Source organism: Trichocoleus sp. AS-A1 (genome assembly GCF_039962015.1).
In the GTDB taxonomy this organism is placed as follows: Bacteria; Cyanobacteriota; Cyanobacteriia; order Cyanobacteriales; family FACHB-T130; genus FACHB-T130.
In genome coordinates this window covers 1-21,919 of the sequence record NZ_JAMPKG010000043.1, presented here as the reverse complement: position 1 = coordinate 21,919, position 21,919 = coordinate 1, and the positions used below count along the sequence as shown (strand labels likewise).

The window sequence follows — 21,919 nt, the reverse complement described above, 5'->3', positions numbered from 1 at the left end:
AGTATTAAATTTCAAACAAGAACGCGCTTTTTAACCGGCGCATCTTCAAGCTGGCAGTAAGGGCGACTGTAGCAGAGGGGCGACTCTAGAGAGTGCTGAACTAAGAAGTCAGGATCGCTCATCACCTGCTCAGTTGCACCATCGTAGACGACCTGACCCTGACTCAAGACTACCGTGCGATCGCATAACTCCAAGGCTAAATCTAAGTCGTGGGTGGCAATCAGTTGCGTCAGCGGCAAGCTTTTTAACAACTCGATCAACTGGCGACGAGAACGGGGATCTAGCTGAGCCGAGGGTTCGTCAAATACCAACACTTGGGGGTTCATTGCCAGCACGCCTGCGATCGCAATCCGCTTCTTTTCGCCTCCAGATAAATTATCTGTATTCCGCTGTCCATAGCGTTCTGGATCGATATCCACCGCTGCCATCGCCTGAAGCACTCGTGCGGTAAGTTCCTTGTCTCGCAAGCCTTGATTCATCGGACCAAAGGCAACATCTTCCCAAACTGTGGGCATAAATAACTGATTATCTGGATTCTGAAATACCAGCCCCACAAAATTCCGAATTTTTTGCAAATTCTCCTTTCTGACAGGCCATTCTCCAATGATGATTTCTCCCGCTTCGGGTAAGAGAATTCCATTCAGATGTAACTGCAAAGTGGATTTTCCCGAACCATTGGCTCCGATTAATGCCACTCGTTCCGTTGCTTTAATCGATAAATTAATTCCCCTGAGTGCATGAGTTCCATCAGGGTAGATATAGCTAAGATTTTCGATAAATATTGGATTATGGTGCATAGCAACAATTAAAAATTAAAAATTTTTAGAATAAATAAACCACTTGTCCCAGCAATGCCAAAATTACGGTTAAGGTTAAAGCCACAATGTCGTGGCGTCCGCCCGACGGCACCTTCTCGACAGGCGGTAGTCCTTGATAACCCCGCGACAGCATTGCCTGATAAACCCGCTCCCCCCGCTCATAGGTACGGATAAATAGCGTTCCCATCATGTTGCCAATCACCTGACGTTGCCAGTGGTTGCTGCCCATCAAGTTGCGAGAGGCTGCTGCCCGACGCATGGCGTTAACTTCCCCAATCAGGACGCTAATGTAGCGATACATGGATGCTAGAATCGCCACCAATAGGGGTGGGGTTCGCAAGGCGACTAATCCATTCAGGAGCGCTGCAACCGAAGTAGTTAAAGTCAGCACATTTAGCATCATCAGCGAAAGCAGCGCTTTGAGGGTCACGCTACCCAAAACCATCAGCCCGACGGTAGTAATCCGTAGCACTCCCCAAGACCACAACACCTCGCCGCCGTCCCGAAACAAAGTGCCTAGCAGTACAACGCCAATAAAAGCAAACTCAACGGCGATTCGCTTCAGCAGGATGCTCCATGTCACCCGACTCAGGAGAACAACGCCTAGCACGCCTAACCCATAGATTGCCCAAGTCCACCAGCGTCCGTTTGGCGTCAGGGCGATCGCAAATACAAGCAGTAGCGTACACAGGATTCGAGTCCGGGGTGCTAATGAGTGCCAGGGAGTTTTGCGATCGCTATCGGCATCTAGTTGAACGGCAATAATGTGCAGCAGCATTCGCTTTACGCTTTAGTTCTTAGCTATCCAGGGGGTCATCTGGATTATCTGAGGACGAGGGGACTTCATAGTCTGAGGAAGATGAAACAGAATTGCGAACCACCAGCTTGCCGATGCCCCAAGCCAAACCAAATGTTGTTAAGGTTCCAATCAAACCGGCTAAGGGTGTGGCGAGTCCTTCTGGTACGCCTCTGAGGGCATATTCTTCAAAAACAGCGTAAAAGGGGAGTTTTTGGGCGGGTGCTTCTTCGGCTGCTTTATCCTCAAACTTTAGATCCTGAGAAACTCGGTCTAATCCGTCTGGATCTGAGCTAGCGAATGGAGACAAAAAAATTGCAATCAGCAGGGCAACACCCAATCCAGTGATGACAAAAGCCCGGTTGCGTTCCCGTGAGAGGTTGCTACTCATAAACGTTTAATCCCTTTCCTATATAACTAGATGCACGCAGTGCTTAACGCTGTGACAGCGAACGAGATGCAGTGGAAACAGCTCGGCGGGGTGGATCGAACAACAGATCGGGACGCGATCGCCATACATAACTCACTGCTACGACGGTGATCAGTGATTCTCCAATGCCGATTAGGACGTGCCAAAATGCCATTGCCCCTACGGCTACCCCAAAGGGCACTGTTCCGGACAAAGCTAGTTGTACTGCTGTCAAAATTGAGGCAATAAACACGCTTGCCCAAGCTGCAATTGCCGTACCCACTAACATTCCCCGCCAGTTATCCCGTCCTAAGGCAAACCGAATTGTTTTGTAGAGGTAGTAACCCGCAAAGGTGCCAATGAGACCCATATTGGTGATGTTGGCTCCTAGCACAGTCAGTCCACCATCTTGAAACAAGACTGCCTGGACGATGAAGACTGCCACCATGACGAGCGATCCTGCCCACGGGCCAAGTAAAACTCCCGCGAGCGTCCCACCCAGCAGGTGCCCGGAGGTGCCCCCTGGAATCGGGAAATTAATCATTTGGGCGGCAAAAATAAAGGCTCCACACACACCCATCAGCGGGACTGCCCGTTCCTGGTAGTCAGCCTGCACTCGATTGAGGGCGAGTGCAATCAGTCCGATGGCGAGTACCCATGTCACGAGGCTAACGGGCAAGCTCAAGAAGCCATCTGGAATGTGCAAGGCTAACTGCGGCTGTATTATCCAGTGCAGTAAGCCAGAGGAGACAATACTAGGGAGCGGGGCTGTAATTATCATTAAAAATTGTCCTTTACTGCCAGATTATTTAATAAATCCAACCCTCTAATAAAACATAAATTTTTCAAAAAAAGCAATGCGATAGGGGGGCATTGAGGATTTTTAAGTTAATCATTGTATGGTGAAGAAATCTGTTACTTTTGGCATAATTTGAAGGAATACTCCTCCTCTCTAAGACTGAGATTCAGAAAATCTGCGATTGCAAGGTGTATAAGCGATCGCATCTGCGCGTCAGGACATTGCGAAATCAAAAAATGATGTTGCAGGGGCTACCCTACAACATCATTTCCCCAATTAATAACACTTAATTTGCCGAGCCGCTGCTGCTCAAAACGCGAATAAATTCCAGGGGTAAGCCGTCGGTATCGGCAATGAAAGCGACTTCGTAGACGCTTGAGCCGATCATTTGCTGCGTTGGCTCTAAAAGTACCTTCAGGGGAAAAAACTGCTCTGGAGAAGTCTGTGCTGCCTCATCAAAGCGTTCTTTTAAAGAATTTAACCAACTCGGCAAATCAGATGCGGTATCGGTGATATCAAAAGACAAATGGTAGTACCCGACGTAATGCTCATCTCCAAAAGCGTCAGGGGCGGGTTTCGGTTGCGGAATCTGGATTAATTCAATGCGTCCGAGACTACCCTCCATCCAGCAGGCAAGCGTGATCCCGGCGGTGAAGCGTTCGCAGACAGTAAATCCCAGATGTTCGTAGAAAGCGATCGCACGATGAATATTTGCGGTGCGGATCGAAACATGATGCATGATTTTTGTCCTTTGCGATCAGTCTTTAGCCCTTAGTGTTTAGTCCTTCGCGATCGTCTGCCAGTCTTTACCCAATTGACAATAACTAATCACAAATGACCAATGACTAATCACAAATGACTAATCACGAACGAAATTATTCAAACAACCGAAAATAAGGATATCTCACAGGGATACCCGGTTCTTTTTCCAAATCGAAATTAATCACTTCCCAGCAGGGTTCTTCTTCCGGTTCCGGGCTAAATTCTACCGGCAATCCGTACAGCCTGGGTTTCGGCGGATCTGACTGCCCCCGCCACGGGGTGCTGCGTTCCAGATAAGCACTAATTAACTCCCGATAACGACTGGCAATAATGACTCGCGTCGCTCGGTAGCCTTGAGTATACAGCCGGTCTAGGGCTTCGTGAATCTCAAACCGAATCCCATCCGGATGGGTGTGCTGCCGGTACCATTCATCACTCCACCGACGCCAGTGACGCCCAGACTGTAAATGAATCAGTTCACCAGTCTTCGGATCTGCCTCAAAGGCACCATGACGCGGACACAGATAAGTATCCGTCAGCGTCAAGGCCGGAATCGTTTGGCGGCAATGGGGGCAGTGAATCTCCGGCCCAAAGATCGGGTACTGTAAGCCTGGATTCATCATGGAGTGTGTATCGGCATTCTATGTATCTGTCCAACGGTGCCAGTGGCTTTATTATATCTGTGTAGGTGAAGCTTCGCCCTCAGCATAAAGAGTGTGGTTATTTTGTAGAGTCACTGAGCGCATCGTGTGAGTAATTTAAACCCGTCCTTCGGTGCCGATAATTCCTATTGGCCTAGCCCCGATCTCTCCTTAGCTGCCTTTGTCGCTCCGAATGCCGTTGTCATGGGTTGGGTAAAGATTGGTGCGGGGGTCAGCATCTGGTTTGGGGCTGTGGTGCGAGGAGATGTAGAACGCATTGAAATTGGAGAACGGACGAATATTCAGGATGGGGCGATTTTGCACGGCGATCCCGGCAAGCCAACCATTGTGGAAGATCATGTAACCATCGGGCATCGCGCTGTGATTCATTCAGCTCATATTGAACGCGGTTGCCTGATTGGCATTGGCGCAGTGGTGCTAGATGGCGTGCGCGTGGGTGCTGGGAGTCTTATCGGTGCTGGTTGTGTGGTGACGAAGGACGTGCCCCCTTTGTCGCTGATGGTGGGGATGCCTGCCAAGCGGGTGCGCGAACTTTTTGAGGTTGAGACGGCAGAACTGATCGAACACGCAAGGCGCTACGAGAAGCTAGCTTTGGTTCATGCAGGCAAGGGGACGGATCTGGGATTTACGACGCCCCATTGATGTCTGGGAAAGTTAGGGAGTCCGGATAAGTCAAGGGATTGTATCAAACTGTCCCCCGATGCCTAAAAATAAAATATGAGAATTGTTCAAAAATCTTTAAGCAATAAGAGAGGAAACTTCAATGGAGTTTGACTGGCGCGTGTTAATCGTTTTGCTGCCAATTATCGCAGCAGCAGGCTGGGCAGGGTTTAATATTCTTCCGTATGCTCTGAAACAAATTCAGGGTTTTCTCAACAGATCCTGAACGAGACGATACAAGTAATTAGCAGTAACCCCCTTGTTCCCCTTAGTCTGAGAGGATCGAGGGGGTTCTTGGTGGAGAAGACTGGACAAGGAGTACCACCTAACCCTACCCCTGCCCCTCCCCGCTCTTCTTGGAGGGTTTCAATATTCTATTCTCCCCTTTCCGTGGAGGTCGAGGGGCTGGGGGTTGAGGTTCCGAGGGATTTTAGCTCCGAATGCTCCGCTGACGCGCCGCTTCGCGAACAGGAGATTGGCAAGCCGAATCGTTGAACGAAGAATATCCGCCCTATCAGTGCGGAGAATGTTATTTCAGAGACAAATCTTCTTGAGCGATCGCGGCACCAGCGGTCCACGGTTTCTTATTGTATTCAAAAGCGCCAATATCTGGTTGCTTCCCTACAAATCCATTGGTGTAAGGAGAAATGACCGCACCTTTATCTACAGCCGCAGAAGTAGCAGTGAGTTGATAGTCGTGGTTGCTTCTATTTACAAACTGTACATCGGGAACAGTGATTTGACCTGCCGCATCTTTTTCCATGACAATATTGTTTTCCACTGTCATCCCCCCTGCGGACTGGGTATCTTTAAATTCTTTAGCAATATTATTTTTGAGGATAGTACCTTTCATATTAGATCGAGACGGTTCCCACCAAATCTCTCCATCTACAGTGTTGTTATACACTTGCCTATTTGTATTTAGACAGGGAGTGCCGTGACTGTTAATCGCAATCCCATGCTTGGGAATATTCCACAGAACATTGTGATGCACTACATAGTTAGAACTGTTGCCGTCTAAATAAATTCCCATGCTGCCAAAATAATGCAAACTGGGGTTGTATTCTGCTTGACTATCGTGAATTTTATTATAGGCAATCTCAGTCCCTTTGCCATCATGTCCCCATGCCTGCACCGTACCTCCGTCGCTATTTTGCCGCCCCATATTAAATGCTTCGTTGTACATCACCTTGCCCTGCGTCAATTCATTGATATTGATCGCGCCCGGAGTTCCTAAATCAAATAAGGTGTTGTACATAATTGCATTGACTGCGCCTTTAATATGGATGGCGCTGCTAGTGCCGGAGTAATTTGTATCGTGGATAATAGAATTAGTAATTTTACTCGAATTGCCTTCAATTCTAATTCCCGCTCCTGCCGCATACCTAATTTCGCTATTTTTTACTTCGTTATTATTTCCTCCCAATAAAATAGCTGGCGCTCCTTGGTCGTACCAAAGATGGGGAATCACTGCGAAATTAGAACCATACAAAAGCTTGACTTTATTAATTAAAATATTTGAACTATTATTTGAGTGGATGCCTGCCGCGAAAATATTGATATTTTCTATGCTTATATTAGATTTATTATTAATCTCAAATGCCCATTGCCTTTTTTTGACTTCTACACGGTTGCTTGCAGGATTGCTTCCGTCTATCGTCCATAGATATAAATTTCCCGAAGCATCTCTAAACCATTCTTTTGGTGCATCCAAAGCTTCATATTTACCCCAAATATAGTAGTAATTACCCGCTTTTGGAGCATAGCCTAGAGAGTTTGCATAATATTGATAGTCGCTAAAATTAATAGTTTTAGGGGTGTGACTGGTAATCGTGCTGGTATGGGGTGCCCAATTTGGACCAGGAACGTGATTGACTTTGGCGTTATTCCAAAAACTAGTAGGAAAGTCACTTAAAGCTTCATCTAAAATTGTGCCGCTGACTCGTGAATTGTCAGCAGCATTTGGGTTGCTAATTGAACCACCATCAGCGATCGCTTTGTCTTTACTGGTAATTTGTGCTGGGTTTTTGTTAATATTAGGCCATCTAGCCTCGACCATCATTTCATCATTTACAAAAACCTGGTTATTCCCTTCACCTAAATCCCAGTTCATTGTTGCTTTGTAGACTTTTCCGCTGGGGTGATTGTGCAGAGTCCAATTAGAGATCGGATCTGCACCGCTAATTGTTACTTGTTCGTTTTGATAAGCTTTAAAAATAATGGGTTTTCCCGCAGTTCCAGAATTAGCGGGGATAACAGTTTCTCGATAAATCCCGCCTTGAATCAAACAGGTATATCCAGCCGTCGCTACACTGGCACACTTTTGAATATTTTGAAAGGGTTTAGACAAAGTTCCTGAATTAGAATCTGCGCCAGAGGGCGATACATAGTAAACTTTTGAGTCTTGTGCAGAGACTGAACCAGGTAAGTTTACTTTGCTACTTATCAAAACTAGGCAGAATACTGTAACAAAAATTGAAAATAACTTCCCAGCAATACGAAAGTTTTTATTTAAATAATTCATTGTGGAAATACCATATATGGTTTAATAATTTAAGGTATTTTTAGCCGAAAATTGTATTAATTTTCGGCTAAAAACTTAGGTCAAAAGCCAGAAAAAAGCAAGCTGAACCAATCTCCTTTCTCCCGATAATCGGCTACTAAAAGTGCTTAAATAAACGATTCAGAATAGAGCCTAGTATGCGGTACATCATAGCCCTCTGGAGCTTTACTGAAATCCGTAAAAATTCGGACGATCAAAAAACTTCAGCGTCTCCGGAACGAGAATTTACTGAAGGGTTTTTCTCGCTCATTGAAAGTTGGTGGACGCGGTAGCGAAGCGGTGTTGCTCTTAGAAAACCGCTCTATTGCAATCATTAGCGAATTGTTAGCGTTGAGGGTAAGGGCGGGTGATAACTGCCTGTACAGCACGTCATCTGTCAACAGGGACATTTTCAACCCGCCCACGGAAGTCGGCTCTCCCTAAGCTAAAACCTTACTTAGAGGTTCGTCTCCCTACAAGGTTGCAGCTACCCGTTGAGTTTACTTAAAGGGTTCTAGCTGATCGGCACGTAACCAGACATTTGGTGCTGGCACCTGACCAAATTTGACGAGTGCGTAGTCACCCCGCAATTGTACAACTTCACCCTTGGTTTCAAATATGTAGGAAGGGAAGCGCGAGTCGCTAGCTTGCGCTTCCACACTGTTTTCTAATTTTTCTCGCACAGCACGAACCAAATCGCCACTTTTGACTGCCATATTTTTGTTCTGCCCTTGTGTCTAGTTCATCACTATTTTAGTTTCTATGAGGGCGGGAAAATCATCTGAAAGCAAATTTACTTAGAGGATGCCTGAAAAAGTCCTAATTGAGACGCTTAGATGGTGGAGATCCCCCTTGAAAAGAAGGAATTTGAGCTGAATTATCCCCTTTCTAAGGCGGGATAAACAGATAATATCAACTTTTGATACTTTTCAAACATCGTCTAAACGCTCGCTCTTTCAAAGCCAGTTCACGAACGCGGACGTCTATTTGCTCTTTGCGGCTTGTGGTTCAATAACACCCCGAAGCTAGTTTCGTAAATCATTGAGAATTTTTGCACTAATCGAAATAAAATGAGCTAAGTTAATAAATATATTAATACTAAATATAGAAGTACATTTGGTTTGCAAGATTAAAAGTTTTTCTAACTAATTATTTTATTTTAAACTGAACCAAGTTATCTTAGATTATCTCAGTAATCAATAACACTCAAACAGGCAATTAGCAGCCAGTCGCCAGGAAAGGAGTAACTCGGTGAATAAGCCATTAAAACTGAAGTCCCGCATTTTGCTAGGATATTCTGTTCCAATTTTATTGGCAATGGGCGTGGCTGGAGTGGTGCATTACAACATTCACAAAGTCGCTAAAGTTGCGGAAGAGGTCAAATCCATACAAAACAATATTATACAAATAGATGAAATGATTCTTGGAATATCCGTAATGGTACGGAATACTAGAGGTCATGTGGTTTTCCCCAAGGAGAAAAGCTACGAGAAAACCTACGAAGAAGGAATTAAGTTATTTCGAGAAGCATCTAGATTTTTAGAGGGAGAGATTCAAGACCCTCAGCAACGAGAAAATTTGACTAAAATTATTGAGGCGGGTCAGAAAATTGATGAGGCGTCTAGAAAGATATTCAACTTGCTCGATAGCGGTAAGATTGCCGAGGCTGTTGAGTTAACGAAGTCTATACGAATGCTGGGAATTAATGACTGGCGTGAGGATATGCTTAAACAAGCAAATTATCAGTTAGCGGCACAAGCTAAACAACAAGATACTGCGATGTACTGGCTCACGATTGTAGTTTGGCTCGGTGCCGCATTATCCGCAATATTTGCTTTGGGAATTGGTTCGTTAATCGCTTCGCGCATCAGCCAGCAGATTAATGAGATCGTCGATGCGATCGCGCACTCTTCCAGAGCGATCGCTAGCACCGTTGAACAGCAAGAACGCATCGCTGTCTCTCAAGCCAGTTCGGTAAATCAAACTACTACAACGATGGATGAGTTGGGAACTTCTTCCCTGCAATCGGCGCAACAAGCCGCAGCAGCCTCTGCGGGGGCGCGTCAGGCTCTGATGTTAGCAGAAGGGGGAACCGAAGCCGTGCAGCAAACTCTGGGAGGGATGGCGATGCTCAGCGAGAAGGTAGAAGCGATCGCAGCTCAAATTCTGCAATTGAACGAACAAACTCATCAAATTAGCAACATTACAAACTTGGTAAGCGATCTCGCGAACCAGACAAATATGCTAGCGCTGAATGCTGCTGTAGAGGCGGTTCGGGCTGGAGAACATGGTAAGGGATTTGCGGTGGTGGCGGGGGAAATTCGGAAACTCGCCGATCAAAGCAAGAAGTCAGCGCAAGAAATCAACACCCTCGTCGTTGACATCCAACGCGCGATTAATTCAACCGTAAAAGTGACAGCGGAGGGCACGAAGACGGTGGAAGCCGGGGTACAGTTCTCTCATCAAACTGCGGACGCCTTTACGGGGATGACGAACGCCATCAACCATGTAGTTACAAACAGCCAACAAATTGCCTTGAGTGCCCAACAACAAGCGATCGCGATTCAACAAGTCGTTGATGCCATGAACGTCCTCCACCAGGGAGCAAAAGAAACGGCAAGTGGAATCGGTCAAACCAAAGCGGGCACCCAAAACCTTAACGAAGCAGCCCTAAACCTGAAGTCAATTGTCTAGCTAATTGATAACTCCCTCCCCTCGGCACCCCTGCCCATCTGCATTTTATAGCAATTCTCGTTTGGACGCAGTACCGTTTAACCCCACCCCTGCCCCTCCGCGCAAGCAGGGAAGGGTTCAATACTGCCACTCTCCGCTTGCGGAGAGCGGGTTAGGGGTGAGGTTCCGAGTGTGTTGCAACAATGTGAGAACTGCTATATAGGGCTGACATTCTAGCCCTGACACTGGGGGCAAAAATGCGCGGAGCGTCCGGCTAATCTAATGCGCTCAATCGGTGTGCTACAAACTCGACAGGGGACACCCGTGCGGTTATAAACCCAGGCGACCCCGCCATAGTTGCCGTTAACGCCCTGCACGTTGAGAAAGTTACTAAAAGTCGTTCCCCCAGCCTCAATACTGGCTTGCAACACTTGAATAATTGCCCCTCTCAAACGCTCAATTCGAGCTAATTTCAGATCCGCGCAAAGAGTTTTAGGTGGCACACCACTGAGAAACAACGCTTCATCGGCATAGATATTGCCGACTCCAGCCACCAGCGATTGATCCAGCAAGGCAGTTTTGATGGGACGGCGGCGATTTTGCAGTGCCAGCGCCAGGTACTCCACGGAAAACGCTGTGGAAAAGGGATCGGGACCTAAAACCTGTAAACCAGTGATGATGCTTTCTGGCGCTGTTCCTGGCGGTACCCACCACATCTTGCCAAAGGTTCGCTGGTCAACAAAGCGCAACTCCTTCTCACTGGTAAAGAACAGCCGCACTCGCGTATGTTTCTGGAGTGATTCCTGCGGATCAATCCACAGCAGCTGACCCGTCATCCGCAGGTGAACGCCCAACCAAGCAGATGAGGAGAGTTCTGCCAGCAGGTATTTACCACGCCGGTGCCACTGAGTAATAACTGAACCGGCAAGCCCAGCCAAAAAATCTACAGAGGAAAGGGGGTGGGCAATTGTGCGTTCAAGCAACACATCGCCACCCCATATTTCCTGATTCAGGGTCAATTTATTTAGACCCCGGCGAACTGTTTCAACTTCAGGCAGTTCTGGCACAACTTAACGTGAGTCAGTTCCCTGATTGGGAGAGCCTTGTACAACTGAGCTACCTTCTCCAGACTCTGGTGCAGCGCTGGCCTTCCCATCAAGAACTCGGTTGCCCTGACCTGTTCTGCGAGTCCGCTCGTCGATGGTGGTTTGTTTGCCACCGGAAGCGGCAGTAGTGGGTTTCTTCCCTGCTGCCTTGGGTGCTTCAACCTCTACCACTTCGTTCATGGCAAAGTTGTTGGTATTAACGCCAGCGTAGTTGACATTATTGAAACGGACAATCACTGGGTATTTGATGCCGCTCTGGTCTATGGAAGCAACAGTCCCAGTATCCTGAAACCAGAAAGATTCTTTGCGGAGAATCTGAACTTTTGAACCACGTTGAACCATAAGTGTTTTTTCCCTTACGTCATTAAGGTACAGCGTACTACTCGATCGGGAGCTGCTGAGCCTCCCAGTCTTTAAGTTTTATTACTGTTCGATCCAACGCAGTCGGACGAAGTGAGCGGGACGACCCCAGATGTCAGGCGTTGCCGAAATGTCTTCTATCGCCAAATTAAAGGGAATGGAGGTTGTAATGTATTGTTGGGCAAGACCGCCCAGATCGGGCGTTAATTGGGCAGCAGCGGTGGTAGCGATGCCTAAACCCAAAAGTTGCTCAATGGGGCCACGAGGCAGGACGAGATGGATACCCAAGGCGAGTCCGGCGGTGACAAGCATCCCGACTGACAAATTCGTGCCGCAACGCGGATGCACGGCGAGGTTCCATTCTCCACGGGTAATGCGCCGGAGGGCAGTGCGAACAGCACGATGCAAATCAGCGCTGTTGACTTGACCGTAGAGGTAAAATCCTTGGTCGGTGGAAAGACCTCCTAGAGTGTTGTTATCTAGTTGCCTGGAGGTTGATACACCCCTGGCGTTCGGGGAGTTACAGGTGTCGCTCAAGACCCAAACCGTGGCGTGTTCTAAGGCATGAACCTGACGCAGCATCAGGATTTCCTTTAGCCCAGGAACAAAGTTCAGGGTCCTGAGGAGATCGGCATCTTGTGTCGGTTGAGGAGCTGGGGAGTCAAAGCTCCAGTCAAAGCTCCAGAAGTTGCCAGTCTGAGAAGAAGCAGAAGCAGTAGTCATAGAGTAGAACTACTCCAAAAGCAGATAGATTAACTGGGATGTTTTTCAACTTTAGCGTTTACGCCTTTGAGCCGTTGCAAATTTTTGTGAGATTGCCACTCGTACTACTCGCGCTCAAAAGCCGGTCACGTTGGGATTTTGTCGGTTGAGTTGTTGAAAGGCTACTCCAGCAAGGTAGATTGATGAGCAGGCTGCTGAATGGGAATTTCGATTGCGAATTCTGTTCCTTTTCCTGGCTCTGAAAAGCATTGCAAGCTTCCACCGTGCTTCTCAACGACAATTTGATAGCTGATGGCTAATCCCAGCCCGGTTTCTCTTTCCACATTTTTAGTGGTGAAAAAAGAATTAAAAATGCGTGACTTTACTTCGGAAGCGATACCCGGCCCATTATCGATAATCCGAATCGCTACTTTATCAGCAACTAGGGGCACCACTGTGCCGTGTGCGTCCTGTTGATTATTTGTTTGATTGTCAGTTGTGTGTTCGCTGACCGCCGAACCCTGAGTGCTGACAATTGAGGTTTGGATGACGATCCGGCTGGGATGGTTTCGGATTTCATCAGGCGATCGCTCTTTGTCATAATCATTCAAGGCATCAATCGCATTGCTGAGAATGTTCAAAAACACCTGATTGAGTTGTCCGGCATAACACTCTACCGGGGGTAAATTCCCATACTCTTTGAGGATCTGAATTCCCGAATGTTCTGTCTTGGCTTTCAGTCGATGCTGCAATATTAGTAAGGTACTCTCAATTCCTTCATGAATATTGACCGGCTTCATCGCTGATTCATCTAAGCGCGAGAAGTTACGCAAACTCGAAACAATCTGACAAATTCTGTCAGCGCCTACTTTCATGGAAGACAACATTCTGGGCAAGTCTTCAATTAGAAAATTTAGATCGATTTCTTCTGCTTGTTCCTGAATCCTTAAAGACGGCTGAGGATATTCTTGCTGATAAACTACTAACAAATCCAATAAAGCTTGAGTATATTCATCTAAGTAAGTGAGGTTGCCGTAGATGAAATTAACTGGGTTGTTGATGGCGTGAACAACACCGGCAACCAGTTGACCTAAACTCGCCATTTTTTCAGATTGAATGAGCCGAGCTTGAGTATTTTGCAGTTGTGTTAAGGCTTCAGTCAGTTGTCGAGATTTCTCGCTGAGCATCTCGACTTGTGCTTCTACTTGAGCGTGCAACCGAGCCTGTTTGATAAAGTTAAGATAGGCTTTGGAGTGGTAGCGGATACGAGCGACTAGCTCAATTTTGTCTGGCAGTTTTATCAAGTAGTCATTTACATCCAGAGCAAAGGCTTCCGCTTTGACTGCTGGATCTTCTTTCGCTGAAAGTACAATAATCGGAACATCTCGCGTTGCGGAATTAGCCCGAAAAAATCGCACCAACAGTAACCCGTTAATTTCGGGCATTACTAAATCTTGTAAGATGACTGTTGGAGCAACTTCTGTCGCCATTTGAATTGCTTGAGTCGGTTCACTACAATAGTGAAAAATGATATCTTCTTCAGTGGCAAGCATCCGACGTATTGCTACACCGACCAGAGCTTGATCGTCAACGAGTAAGACGGTTAATGGCTGTTCCAAAGAAGAAGCTGATTCGGTTTCCTTAAGCATTGCGAGCATTCATCAACAAGAACATTTCACTTTTCTAGGAAAAATTTCCCTAGTTACGTTGAAATTTGGTTTACCATGATTTATTTAGTTAGATTTATCAAGTAAAATTATTTTTATGATAAGTGATTTTTAATCAATATTCCGATTGTAAAAAATCGTCCGCGATCGCGATTGTTTTTTCGGACTTATGCCTAAAGCAATCGTCAGTGTTAAGTTGGAACGTAATCGCAGATACAAGAACTTCTAGAGCATCGGTTTATTTATCACAAACGAAGCGTAAAGTTACCGAGTCAGCCAAATTTAGAAGGGTTGCAGAAGACTCGCGGTTAATCATGTCTCTACAGCAGGTCAACCCCTGCTATTTAACTTTAATTTAGATGCGTCCATCAATTGGGAGCCGCTGGTGTGGGTGAGGCGGGGACTTCAGGGCTGTTTAGAGGTGCCGAACGGCTGGTGGGTAAGGATAATTCGACACCGGGGCCACGATCGTAAATTTCAATGTCCCACTGCCCGGAACGATTGGATTCAAAGGCAATAAATCGACCGTTCCCGCTAATGGTGGGACGGCGGACTTCACCGAGAATATTGTCGGTAATGACCTCAGATTGCAGGCTTTGGCGGTCATAAACGAAAACATCTGGTTTGCCCCGTTCCTCGGAGATGTAGACGATGTAGCGACCATCGGCACTGATATCTGGCTGTTCGTGGATGACACCCGCTTGGTTGAGTCCGGGGAGAGGGATAAGGCGACGGCGCTGAACGTCGTAAAGATAGACGCCGCGATGGGCTTGGCGGCTTGAGGTAAAGACGAGGTAGCGACCATCGTAAGAAAACCGGGGTTCTTGTTCGGCGGCTAAGCTGTTGAGGGAGGCTCCCAGCAGTTGCGGAGGTGGAGTGAGCAAGCCGCGATCGCGACATCCACTCAAGGCGGCAAATAAACCAACTGCTAAAACTGGCAGATAACGTTTGTGTTTAGTCATTTGTCATTAGTTTTTCGGAATAGATATTAAATAACTTCAGTCTGGTCGGGGAAGTACGTCAAAAGGGCGGAGATTCCCCCCGCCCTTTCGATGTGGCGTTTGATGTTACGACCACCCAACCAGAGTACTGAATGTAGCGTTGGGTAACGCGATCGCTTAACCCAATCTACGAGGTGAAGGGATGTAGGTTATTGAATCCGCGACCCTGATTGATTCGTTTGCTAGCGAATCAGCTATTAGTCGAATTGAAAAGCAGTTGACAATTCGCCATGAATTCGCTTATCCGTACAATTCGCAATAATTGACTGACCAACAACCCATAACCAACAACCCATGACCAATGACTAATGACGATTGTCTTTTGACGATTGTCTTTTTTCGTAGGGTTTCCCGGTTGCTCGCTTAGGAAATCACTTCATCCGCCGGTGTGGGCAAGGTACAGCAGTTGACTTCATTGATACAAACTTTGCCCCATTGCAAAGCCCAGCGTAGCAGCGCCACCCGATTGTCAGTCTTGGTTTTTGTCAATACATTGCTGATGTGGTTATCCACGGTTCGTTTGCTGATTTCCAGCTTTTGGGCGATGTCATGATTCGTTAAGCCAGCAGCAACTAGCTCAATGATTTGCAGTTCTCGCTCGGAGAGTGTCGCGGGGGTATAAGTCTCGCTACCAGCCATAAGTATTTTTTCCTTAGTTATATCTACTTACTATCTCTTTAATTTTAGAAGATCCTTTGGGGGTAAGCCCGTTCGTGACTGGGATTGAGACAATATCTCCCACCTCAAAAAGGCTGGGATCATCTTGAGCTTCTGTGAATATCCGGATCTAGGGGGTAGAGGCTCTGGTAGGCTGAGTTCATGTTGACAAGGAGTGCAGTTGTGACCCATCCCCGCGTTCTCTGCCTCGGAGAGATTTTGTTTGATTGTCTAGCCGATCAATTGGGGCGATCGCTTGAAGATGTCGAATCTTGGACGCCTTATCCGGGCGGCGCACCCGCAAATGTGGCGTGTGCTTTGGTCAAGTTGGGAACCCCTTCTGGATTTATCGGCTGTGTAGGTAAGGATCAGCCGGGAGATCGATTGGTGCAGTTGTTGCAGGAAGTGGGTGTGGATAGTACGGGCGTGCAGCGCCATGACACCGCACCGACGCGGCAAGTTTATGTAGTGCGATCGCTATCAGGCGAACGAGAGTTTGCCGCATTTGGCGTTAGTTCCACTTCTGCAAAAGAAACTCGTGACACGACAGAATTTTCCGATACGCACCTACAAGCGTCTGCATTGCCAGAAGCTTTGTTTGAAAACGCTGATTTTCTCGTCCTGGGAAGCCTGGAGTTAGCTTATCCTGATGCGCGAGCGGCAATTACGAAAGCCCTGGAACTGGCAGATCGGTACAATGTCAAAATTGTGCTAGATGTGAATCGGCGCGATATGTTCTGGCCCGATCCCAGCGATTCCAAGCCGATGATTCAGGAACTTATTAAGCACGTCGATTTCCTCAAAATCACTGACGAAGAAGCTGAATGGTTATTTGAAACCACCGATGCTGGCGCGATCGCTTACCGTCTGGATTCAGTAGAGGGCGTGTTAGTTACAGCCGGAGAAAAAGGCTGTGCTTACTGCTTGGGCGGGAATGAAGACAAGGTGCCAGCTTTTTCCGTCAAGGTGGTCGATACCACAGGCGCGGGGGATGGGTTCCTTGCCGGGTTCATCGATCAGTTGTGCAAACACGGCATTCAGTATCTCGCTGATGCTGAAATGGCAAAGCAGGTGGTAACTTATGCAAATGCAGTGGGTGGGATCACCGCAATGAAGCCGGGAGCGATCGCTGCACAGCCAACGGCGGCTGAAGTGGAAGACTTCCTCAAAACGGTAAAGGTTGAAGGTTGAAAGAATCGTTGATGCACGAGTCTGAATCGCTCTTGAGCTTGATTGGTGAGCGAATTGCCAACAGTCCCAACCAGCGGATTACCTTTGCTCAGTATATGGAGTGGGTGCTGTACGAGCCGGACTACGGCTACTATGCCACAAACGCCGTCAACATTGGGCCGGAAGGTGATTTTTTTACCGCTCCCAATCTGGGTACCGACTTTGGCGAACTGCTGGCTGAGCAATTTGTCCAAATGTGGGACATTTTGGGACGTCCGGCGCAATTTACGCTTGTGGAAATGGGGGCGGGACAAGGACTCCTAGCAGCAGATATTCTGCTGCATTTACACCAGCATCATCCAGCATTCTTTAATGCCTTAGAGTACCTGATCGTTGAAAAGGCCGCGGGGCTAATTTCCCAACAGCAGCAGGTGTTGCAGAAATTAGCCCCAATATTCGCCCCAGAATTCGCCCAAACGCAAGGCGCTACACCCGTCAGGTGGTGTTCTCTGGAGGAGATACCTAGCGCTTCCATCACCGGCTGCTTTTTTTCTAATGAGTTGGTGGATGCATTGCCGGTGCATCAGTTTGCGATCGCGCAAGGGAAGCTCAAAGAAATTTATGTCACTACGCCAGATGGAACCCATTTTGAGGAAGTAACTGGCGAACTTTCCACGCCTCAACTGGCTGAGTATTTTGATTTAGTAGGGATTGAGTTGCCCTCTGCTGCCTATGCAGATGGCTATCGCAGCGAGATTAATCTAGCTGCTCAGGATTGGCTGAGTACAGTTGCTGACAAGCTGAAGCGCGGATATTTGTTGACGATTGACTACGGCTACCCAGCAGCTCGATATTACAATCCCCAGCGGAGTCAGGGGACGCTTCAGTGTTATTACCAGCATCGGCACCATAACGATCCTTACGTGCAGATTGGGCAACAGGATATCACCGCTCATGTGGATTTTACCGCTTTGGAGCGTTGGGGCGATCGATGCGGCTTGGCATGGGTGGGTTTTACGAAACAGGCGTTGTTTCTGATGGCGCTGGGATTGGGCGATCGCATTGCTGCCCTTTCCCATAGCGATCGCCCGATTGCCGAGCAGCAAAGCATTATGGATGTACTGCGCCGTCGTGACGCCCTACACCAGCTCATCGATCCAACGGGATTGGGTGGTTTTGGCGTACTGGTGCAGTGCAAAGGGCTAAGCGAGGAAGAGAGAAAGCTAAACCTCAAAGGTTTGACGATGCCATAAAACAATTAAAAATTTGCTTTTTCATTTTTAATTGTTTCAGCAACTTCAATTAAATTTTCAATTTTCTTGATGTTCGGATCGCCTGCTAAATAACCAATCCCGCGATGCAAATGCAGGCGAAATTGAGTCGCCAAAGTCTCCCGATCGGTTCCTAATCTATCGTTGTAGCAGCGCTGCTTTAAGGCAATTAACAGAATATCAGACAGTTCTCCACCAAAGACACGCCAAGTCATTTCGACATTACTATCTCCTATAATTGGCACCGGCGAAGGGATTGTTGGCTCTGCCAAAGAGCGACAAAATGCCCAGCGGCAAAGAATATTCCACTGATCGATTTTGGTGTTGCGCTTGAGCTTACTTAGCTGATCTTTGGCTGTTTGAGACAGGCGAATGCGGTCAATGGGTGGTTCCATCAGTCTTTAAATAGAGCCTTAAACGATAAAACTTGAGGCTTACTCGCCCGAAAGCGATCGCTTCCAAGGAGTGCTAAGCACGGAGCCTCCTCTAATTCTTTACATTAAACCGCAATTCAGTAAAAATTCTCTAACAAAATATCTTTTAAAGTTAACCTTTGCGTACCTTTGGGTTTAGAAATAAAATAGAGTTTATTTGCAGGGTGGTAAGCCAAGTGACGAAAGAACCCTATTTAAATGATGTACAGGAGCCAATTACGACAGCTCCATCAGAAGTTTATCAAATCATTGAGCGAGTATTACAGGCGGAGAAAGATAAGCTCTACATGAAACAACCGCGCAATATCAATGATGATATTTTGACAATTGTGAAGGAAGTGGTGCGATGAAGCTAACTTCCATCAAATTATGCAATTTTCGGCAATTTTATGGTAAGACTCCAGAAATTTTGCTTTCCTGTGGAGAGGAAGAAAATACTACGATTATCCACGGCAATAATGGTGCGGGAAAAACAACGCTGTTAAATGCATTTACGTGGGTATTGTATGAGAAATTCAGTGCTGCTTTTGCTTCACAAGAGCAGTTGGTGAATAAGCGATCGCTTGCAGAAGCCAAATCAGGTTTTCCGGTAGAATGCTGGGTAGAAGTCACTTGGGAACATAACGATAAACGCTACCGAGCAAAACGCGAGTGTCGCGCTTATAAGGGTGCAACCATCGAGAAAGGCGAAAGCAAGTTGTATATGCAAATCGCCGGGGATGATGGAATATGGAGATTACCTACCCAACATCCGGAAGATATTATTGGGCGAATATTACCCGAAAGTTTGCATCAGTATTTCTTTTTTGATGGAGAGCGAATCGAGCAAATTGTCCGCTCCGAAAAAAAAGAGGAAATCGCCGAAGCGACGAAAAAACTTTTGGGAGTCGAAGTTTTAACTCGTGCTATCAATCATCTGGGAAACGCAAGAAAAATGCTAGAAGCTGAGTTAAAAGCGATTGGCGACTCTCAAACTCAGCAGTTGTTAAAGAAGAAAGAGCAGAGAGAAAAAGAAAGCGATCGCTTATCTAATCGTCAAACTGAAATTGGGGAAGAGTTAGCAGCTCAACAGACGCTTAAAAAAGAAATTAGCAATCAGTTACGGGAACTCGATGCGGCTAAAAGTTTAGAAGAAGAACGAAAATCTCTGGAAGAACAGAAAGCCGTAAATCAACAAAATCTCAAAAGAAGCCAGGAAGCATTAAAACGGGCTATTTCAACCCAAGGCTACACAGTTTTATTATCCGAGACAACAGCAGCATTCCGAACAATTATTGATAATTTGCGACAGCGAGGCGAGTTACCATCTGGAATTGATCGGCAGTTTGTCACAAATTTATTATATCAGCAACGCTGTATTTGCGGTACGGAATTGCATGAGGGAACTGCTGCTTATGGAAGTGTTGAAACCTGGTTAGATAAAGCAGGAATTGCGGCTGTTGAGGAAACTGCGATTCGCATGAGTGCCCAAGTAGATGAAATTGATAAGCAAGCACCGGCATTTTGGGAAGAGGTGGATATAGAGCAAGCGAATATTACTCAGTGTAGACAAACCATTTCTCAAATAGAAACGCAACTAGATGAAATTAGAGAGAAGTTAAGGAAAGATCCCAGTGAGGAAATTCGCAACTTCCAAAAGCGATTAGATGAAATTGAAGCAAAAATTCGAGATTTAACCCTAGAAGAAGGGGAAAATCGACAGAAGATTGCTGATATTCAAATTGAAGTTGAAGGCTTAGGGAAGCAAATTGCCAAACATGAGATGAATGAGGCAAAGCAAGCGCTAGCCCAGCGACGAATTGCTGCAACCAAGGATGCAATTGAGCGATTAACCGAAGTGCGATCGCGTCTTGATCAACAGTTTCGCGTGCAGCTAGAAAAGCGAGTACAAGAAATATTTAGCGAAATTTCCTTTACTCCCTATATCCCAAAGCTTAGTGAAAAATACGAGCTAACATTAGTAGAAAATACCGCCGGTTCAGAGTCACCCGTCGCCGCTTCTACGGGAGAAAATCAAATTCTCAGCTTATCGTTTATCGGTAGCATTATCGATAGGGTTCGCGAGTGGAGTCATAAGGAAATGCTGATGGTACCAGATAGCAGCACGTTTCCAATTGTGATGGATTCTCCCTTCGGAAGTTTGGATGAAATTTATCGGCGGCAAATTGCGAAGACGATTCCCAGATTAGCAAATCAGTTAGTGGTTTTAGTCACTAAAACTCAATGGCGCGGTGAAGTAGCCGCAGAAATCGCTACTCGGATTGGTAGGCAATATGTATTGACTTATTACTCTTCTAAGCCGGAATGCGAAAAAGATTCGATTGAATTAAACGGAAACGATTACGATTTAGTTAGGCAAAGTCCTAACGAGTTTGAATATACCGAGATTGTAGAGGTGGATTATGATTTCTAGTTCATCAGCGGCTGTACAACAGAATTTAGTGACAGATACGTGGATAAAAGCACCTTGGGAAGAATTTATTGTACTAGCTGATAATCCTGCTTATGAAAATGGTAGGTTTTATTACGATCGGGGCTACATGAGGATTGAAACAATGCCAATTGGTTCCAGTCACGGGCAGGATAATTCTATCATGTCTAAGGTAGTGAGTCTTTATGCAGCAGTCAGGAATATTCGGATTAAGGAACTAGTTAATACCAGTTTCAGGAAATCAGGGGCAGGCGAATGTCAACCTGATTCTGCTTTCTACATTGGCTCAAAATTTGTATTTCCACCGCGTTCAAATTCTCCAATTGACTTGAATGAGTTTGAACCCCCAACATTGGTAGTGGAAATTGCGGCAACAACACTTAATGATGATTTAGGGCGAAAACGTTTACTCTACGAACGATTAGGAATATCTGAATATTGGGTTGTTGATGTAGAAACTGGGGATGCGATCGCATTCTCAATTTCCGATGGGCGGAGTGGCGAAATCCAGGAGTCGTTGGTATTATCGGGATTGACGCTTTCTCTGGTTGAAGAAGCACTGCAACGCAGCCAATCTGAGGATGATGGGGCAATTACTCGCTGGCTGCTACAATCATTTAGCTAAAAATGCAGTCAAACAAAAGAGGATAAAAAGAGCGCTCGCTCTTTTTCAAATTTATCCGCGAAAGGAGTAGGAATGGAAGTTTCTCCCAACACAGCCCGGATGATCGATTATTGGCTTGGCGGTTCTCATTACTTCCCAATTGATGTGGAAGCAGCCAAAGTTTGTGCCGGAGTATATCCTGATTTCCCAACCGTTTTTCGCGAGTTACGAGACTACATTGGTCAGGTATCCCGCTATATTGAATTACAGGGCATTGACCAACAGGGTAAGCGCATCTAAATTCGGGTGTAAATATGATACTAGAGAGATGCAATCTACCTCGAAGGGTGAGGCGGTTTCATGACAAAAAACTTAGACTCAACTACACCAGGTGA

At 46.5% G+C, this 21,919-nt stretch carries 24 protein-coding genes; 9 read left to right on the top strand and 15 right to left on the bottom strand.

The window, feature by feature from the left end; all coding sequences use genetic code 11:
- Positions 1-11 precede the first annotated feature (11 nt).
- The 6 genes from NC994_RS23850 to NC994_RS23825 all read right to left on the bottom strand — a co-directional run bounded on the left by NC994_RS23850 (position 12) and on the right by NC994_RS23825 (position 4,207).
- On the bottom strand, positions 12-797 hold the full coding sequence (locus NC994_RS23850; protein WP_190434952.1) for an ATP-binding cassette domain-containing protein: 786 nt from the start codon (positions 795-797) through the stop codon (positions 12-14).
- Positions 798-822: 25 nt separating this feature from the next.
- On the bottom strand, positions 823-1,596 hold the full coding sequence (cbiQ, locus tag NC994_RS23845) for a cobalt ECF transporter T component CbiQ (RefSeq protein WP_190434950.1): 774 nt from the start codon (positions 1,594-1,596) through the stop codon (positions 823-825).
- Positions 1,597-1,615: 19 nt separating this feature from the next.
- Positions 1,616-2,005: a PDGLE domain-containing protein gene (locus NC994_RS23840; RefSeq protein ID WP_190434948.1), complete on the bottom strand. Its 390-nt coding sequence runs from the start codon at positions 2,003-2,005 to the stop codon at positions 1,616-1,618.
- Positions 2,006-2,048: 43 nt separating this feature from the next.
- The gene (locus NC994_RS23835) at positions 2,049-2,804 is read right to left on the bottom strand and encodes an energy-coupling factor ABC transporter permease (protein WP_190434947.1); all 756 of its coding nucleotides are present in this window, start codon (positions 2,802-2,804) and stop codon (positions 2,049-2,051) included.
- 304 nt (positions 2,805-3,108) lie between these two features.
- A complete protein-coding gene (locus tag NC994_RS23830; protein WP_190430292.1) occupies positions 3,109-3,561 on the bottom strand; it encodes a VOC family protein in 453 nt (150 codons plus the stop codon).
- A gap of 136 nt (positions 3,562-3,697) precedes the next feature.
- Positions 3,698-4,207 carry a TIGR02652 family protein gene (locus NC994_RS23825; protein WP_190411032.1) on the bottom strand — a complete coding sequence of 170 codons (510 nt, stop codon included), beginning with the start codon at positions 4,205-4,207 and terminating at the stop codon, positions 3,698-3,700.
- A gap of 126 nt (positions 4,208-4,333) precedes the next feature.
- Here NC994_RS23825 and NC994_RS23820 point away from each other — a divergent pair, with 126 nt between their 5' ends.
- Together NC994_RS23820 and NC994_RS23815 are read left to right on the top strand one after the other, a co-directional pair.
- Entirely contained in the window at positions 4,334-4,888 is a 555-nt protein-coding gene (locus NC994_RS23820; protein ID WP_190434946.1) for a gamma carbonic anhydrase family protein, read from the top strand.
- Positions 4,889-5,009: 121 nt separating this feature from the next.
- Positions 5,010-5,132, top strand: coding sequence for a photosystem II protein Y (locus NC994_RS23815; protein ID WP_190411030.1), 123 nt, complete (start codon positions 5,010-5,012; stop codon positions 5,130-5,132).
- 303 nt (positions 5,133-5,435) lie between these two features.
- Here the strand turns inward: NC994_RS23815 and NC994_RS23810 are convergent, their stop codons facing one another.
- Both NC994_RS23810 and NC994_RS23805 read right to left on the bottom strand, forming a co-directional pair.
- A complete protein-coding gene (locus NC994_RS23810) occupies positions 5,436-7,256 on the bottom strand; it encodes a right-handed parallel beta-helix repeat-containing protein (protein WP_190434944.1) in 1,821 nt (606 codons plus the stop codon).
- Positions 7,257-7,948: 692 nt separating this feature from the next.
- Positions 7,949-8,164 carry an NAD(P)H-quinone oxidoreductase subunit O gene (locus NC994_RS23805; protein ID WP_190411028.1) on the bottom strand — a complete coding sequence of 72 codons (216 nt, stop codon included), beginning with the start codon at positions 8,162-8,164 and terminating at the stop codon, positions 7,949-7,951.
- Positions 8,165-8,699: 535 nt separating this feature from the next.
- Here NC994_RS23805 and NC994_RS23800 point away from each other — a divergent pair.
- Positions 8,700-10,142, top strand: coding sequence for a methyl-accepting chemotaxis protein (locus NC994_RS23800; RefSeq protein ID WP_347276547.1), 1,443 nt, complete (start codon positions 8,700-8,702; stop codon positions 10,140-10,142).
- A 212-nt stretch (positions 10,143-10,354) separates the two neighbouring features.
- On the opposite strand, the gene NC994_RS23795 is transcribed toward NC994_RS23800, so the two are convergent.
- From NC994_RS23795 to NC994_RS23770, 6 genes are all read right to left on the bottom strand, one after another.
- Positions 10,355-11,188 carry a DNA-formamidopyrimidine glycosylase gene (locus NC994_RS23795; protein ID WP_190434942.1) on the bottom strand — a complete coding sequence of 278 codons (834 nt, stop codon included), beginning with the start codon at positions 11,186-11,188 and terminating at the stop codon, positions 10,355-10,357.
- Positions 11,189-11,191: 3 nt separating this feature from the next.
- On the bottom strand, positions 11,192-11,569 hold the full coding sequence (locus NC994_RS23790; RefSeq protein WP_190411026.1) for a photosystem I reaction center subunit IV: 378 nt from the start codon (positions 11,567-11,569) through the stop codon (positions 11,192-11,194).
- A gap of 81 nt (positions 11,570-11,650) precedes the next feature.
- A complete protein-coding gene (locus NC994_RS23785) occupies positions 11,651-12,310 on the bottom strand; it encodes a DUF6391 domain-containing protein (protein ID WP_190411025.1) in 660 nt (219 codons plus the stop codon).
- A gap of 161 nt (positions 12,311-12,471) precedes the next feature.
- Positions 12,472-13,938, bottom strand: coding sequence for an ATP-binding protein (locus NC994_RS23780; RefSeq protein ID WP_190434941.1), 1,467 nt, complete (start codon positions 13,936-13,938; stop codon positions 12,472-12,474).
- A 386-nt stretch (positions 13,939-14,324) separates the two neighbouring features.
- Positions 14,325-14,918, bottom strand: coding sequence for a PD40 domain-containing protein (locus NC994_RS23775; protein ID WP_190434938.1), 594 nt, complete (start codon positions 14,916-14,918; stop codon positions 14,325-14,327).
- 402 nt (positions 14,919-15,320) lie between these two features.
- On the bottom strand, positions 15,321-15,596 hold the full coding sequence (locus NC994_RS23770) for a LuxR C-terminal-related transcriptional regulator (RefSeq protein WP_190411022.1): 276 nt from the start codon (positions 15,594-15,596) through the stop codon (positions 15,321-15,323).
- 201 nt (positions 15,597-15,797) lie between these two features.
- Between NC994_RS23770 and NC994_RS23765 the strand changes: the two genes are divergently transcribed.
- On the top strand, positions 15,798-16,805 hold the full coding sequence (locus tag NC994_RS23765; protein WP_190434934.1) for a PfkB family carbohydrate kinase: 1,008 nt from the start codon (positions 15,798-15,800) through the stop codon (positions 16,803-16,805).
- 11 nt (positions 16,806-16,816) lie between these two features.
- A complete protein-coding gene (locus NC994_RS23760) occupies positions 16,817-18,037 on the top strand; it encodes a class I SAM-dependent methyltransferase (protein WP_190434930.1) in 1,221 nt (406 codons plus the stop codon).
- A gap of 5 nt (positions 18,038-18,042) precedes the next feature.
- Here the strand turns inward: NC994_RS23760 and dndE are convergent, their stop codons facing one another.
- Positions 18,043-18,450, bottom strand: a complete 408-nt coding sequence (gene dndE, locus NC994_RS23755; RefSeq protein ID WP_190434929.1) for a DNA sulfur modification protein DndE — start codon at positions 18,448-18,450, stop codon at positions 18,043-18,045.
- Positions 18,451-18,665: 215 nt separating this feature from the next.
- On the opposite strand from dndE, the gene NC994_RS23750 reads away from it, so the two are divergent.
- The 4 genes from NC994_RS23750 to NC994_RS23735 all read left to right on the top strand — a co-directional run bounded on the left by NC994_RS23750 (position 18,666) and on the right by NC994_RS23735 (position 21,824).
- Positions 18,666-18,839 carry a hypothetical protein gene (locus NC994_RS23750; RefSeq protein ID WP_190434928.1) on the top strand — a complete coding sequence of 58 codons (174 nt, stop codon included), beginning with the start codon at positions 18,666-18,668 and terminating at the stop codon, positions 18,837-18,839.
- A complete protein-coding gene (locus NC994_RS23745; RefSeq protein WP_190434926.1) occupies positions 18,836-20,902 on the top strand; it encodes an AAA family ATPase in 2,067 nt (688 codons plus the stop codon). The genes NC994_RS23750 and NC994_RS23745 overlap by 4 nt, the downstream gene beginning before the upstream one ends.
- Entirely contained in the window at positions 20,892-21,545 is a 654-nt protein-coding gene (locus NC994_RS23740; protein ID WP_190434925.1) for a Uma2 family endonuclease, read from the top strand. The genes NC994_RS23745 and NC994_RS23740 overlap by 11 nt, the downstream gene beginning before the upstream one ends.
- A gap of 72 nt (positions 21,546-21,617) precedes the next feature.
- Positions 21,618-21,824 (top strand): SAM-dependent methyltransferase, encoded by a 207-nt coding sequence (locus tag NC994_RS23735; RefSeq protein WP_190434920.1) that lies wholly within the window; start codon positions 21,618-21,620, stop codon positions 21,822-21,824.
- The last annotated feature ends 95 nt before the right edge of the window (positions 21,825-21,919 follow it).

What these genes read in the sequence shown, in the direction of transcription:
- NC994_RS23850 (WP_190434952.1), bottom strand. Translation starts at nt 797, where the DNA reads ATGCACCATAATCCAATATTTATCGAAAATCTTAGCTATATCTACCCT.
- cbiQ (WP_190434950.1), bottom strand. Translation starts at nt 1,596, where the DNA reads ATGCTGCTGCACATTATTGCCGTTCAACTAGATGCCGATAGCGATCGC.
- NC994_RS23840 (WP_190434948.1), bottom strand. Translation starts at nt 2,005, where the DNA reads ATGAGTAGCAACCTCTCACGGGAACGCAACCGGGCTTTTGTCATCACT.
- NC994_RS23835 (WP_190434947.1), bottom strand. Translation starts at nt 2,804, where the DNA reads ATGATAATTACAGCCCCGCTCCCTAGTATTGTCTCCTCTGGCTTACTG.
- NC994_RS23830 (WP_190430292.1), bottom strand. Translation starts at nt 3,561, where the DNA reads ATGCATCATGTTTCGATCCGCACCGCAAATATTCATCGTGCGATCGCT.
- NC994_RS23825 (WP_190411032.1), bottom strand. Translation starts at nt 4,207, where the DNA reads ATGATGAATCCAGGCTTACAGTACCCGATCTTTGGGCCGGAGATTCAC.
- NC994_RS23815 (WP_190411030.1), top strand. Translation starts at nt 5,010, where the DNA reads ATGGAGTTTGACTGGCGCGTGTTAATCGTTTTGCTGCCAATTATCGCA.
- NC994_RS23805 (WP_190411028.1), bottom strand. Translation starts at nt 8,164, where the DNA reads ATGGCAGTCAAAAGTGGCGATTTGGTTCGTGCTGTGCGAGAAAAATTA.
- NC994_RS23790 (WP_190411026.1), bottom strand. Translation starts at nt 11,569, where the DNA reads ATGGTTCAACGTGGTTCAAAAGTTCAGATTCTCCGCAAAGAATCTTTC.
- NC994_RS23785 (WP_190411025.1), bottom strand. Translation starts at nt 12,310, where the DNA reads ATGACTACTGCTTCTGCTTCTTCTCAGACTGGCAACTTCTGGAGCTTT.
- NC994_RS23780 (WP_190434941.1), bottom strand. Translation starts at nt 13,938, where the DNA reads ATGCTTAAGGAAACCGAATCAGCTTCTTCTTTGGAACAGCCATTAACC.
- NC994_RS23775 (WP_190434938.1), bottom strand. Translation starts at nt 14,918, where the DNA reads ATGACTAAACACAAACGTTATCTGCCAGTTTTAGCAGTTGGTTTATTT.
- NC994_RS23770 (WP_190411022.1), bottom strand. Translation starts at nt 15,596, where the DNA reads ATGGCTGGTAGCGAGACTTATACCCCCGCGACACTCTCCGAGCGAGAA.
- NC994_RS23760 (WP_190434930.1), top strand. Translation starts at nt 16,817, where the DNA reads ATGCACGAGTCTGAATCGCTCTTGAGCTTGATTGGTGAGCGAATTGCC.
- dndE (WP_190434929.1), bottom strand. Translation starts at nt 18,450, where the DNA reads ATGGAACCACCCATTGACCGCATTCGCCTGTCTCAAACAGCCAAAGAT.
- NC994_RS23745 (WP_190434926.1), top strand. Translation starts at nt 18,836, where the DNA reads ATGAAGCTAACTTCCATCAAATTATGCAATTTTCGGCAATTTTATGGT.
- NC994_RS23740 (WP_190434925.1), top strand. Translation starts at nt 20,892, where the DNA reads ATGATTTCTAGTTCATCAGCGGCTGTACAACAGAATTTAGTGACAGAT.
- NC994_RS23735 (WP_190434920.1), top strand. Translation starts at nt 21,618, where the DNA reads ATGGAAGTTTCTCCCAACACAGCCCGGATGATCGATTATTGGCTTGGC.